This window comes from Massilia sp. DJPM01 (assembly GCF_030348125.1).
Taxonomy (GTDB): domain Bacteria; phylum Pseudomonadota; class Gammaproteobacteria; order Burkholderiales; family Burkholderiaceae_D; genus Telluria_A; species Telluria_A frigida.
The window spans coordinates 1-1,112 of the sequence record NZ_JAQOZV010000179.1 but is presented as its reverse complement, the minus strand read 5'-3'; the positions used below and the strand labels follow the sequence as shown (position 1 = coordinate 1,112).

Below are 1,112 nucleotides of genomic sequence, written 5' to 3'. Positions count from 1 at the left end.
GGGCGGCGCGCGCTGCGCGCGTGCCGGCGTAGCGCACCCTTGACGGCATGCAGGGCGCATACGCTGGTCCATGGCCGCCGACGCGGCAGGCCGTGGCGGCGACCTTGGACAACAGGCGTGCCGGCGTTTCCGGCTGGAGAGGGCAGTTTGAGTATTGGCATGGAAACCCTGTTCACCACCGCACTGGGCTTGCAAGCCCCGTGGGAGGTGAGCGAATTGAAGCTCGACACGGGAGCGAGACGGATCGACTTTGAAGTTCGCTATCAAAGCGAGGAAATGGCCTGCCCCGCCTGCAAGGCGCCGGCGCAGAAGATCCACAGCCGCATGCAGCGCAGCTGGCGGCACCTCGATTTCTTTCAATTTGAAGCTTGGGTGCACGCAGAAGTACCGCGCGTGCGCTGCCGCTCCTGCGGAAAGACCTCGCGCATCGAGGTCCCATGGTCGCGCCCTGGCAGTCATTTCACTCTACTGTTCGAGGCTCTGGCCATGTCCTTGTGCCAAACAATGACCGTGGCCGAGACTGCCCGGCTGCTGCGTGTGACGGCGCATCGCCTGTGGCGCAGCGTCGGCCATTACGTCGCGGTGGCGCGCGGCAAGGATGACATGAGCGAGGTGAAGCTCATCGGAATCGACGAGACCAGCCTTCGGCGCGGTCACCAGTACGTAACGGTCGTTCACGACTTCGATGCCAAGCGCCTGCTGTTCGCCACCGAAGGCCGCGACCACGAGACGGTGGGCGCTTTCAAGGCCGATCTGATCGCCCATGGCGGGCAGCCGCAGCGGATCGAGCACGTCTGCATGGACATGGGCCAGGCCTACATCAAGGGCGTCACCGAGCAATTGCCGCAGGCCCAGATCAGCTTCGATCGCTTCCACGTGATCGCCTTGGCCAACGATGCGATGGACAAGGTACGCAAGCTGGAAATGGCGGAGCATCCGCGCGTCGTTCGCAGCGCCTTGGGGACCGAACGCAAGACCGTCCGTGCGTTGATGTGGGGCATGCGCCGCGACGCGCACAGCTGGACGGCGCGCCAGCGCGACACGATGTATCTCTTGCAGCGTTCCCGGCTCAAGACCGCAAGGGCGTGGCGGCTGAAAGAAGCATTGCGGGA

1 protein-coding gene is annotated in these 1,112 nt (G+C 64.6%); it reads left to right on the top strand.

Features of this window, described 5'->3' with window-relative positions; all coding sequences use genetic code 11:
• Nucleotides 1–147: 147 nt before the first annotated feature.
• Nucleotides 148–1,112 (top strand): ISL3 family transposase (locus PO883_RS34495; RefSeq protein ID WP_289313808.1); only part of this gene is annotated, 965 nt, incomplete at its 3' end.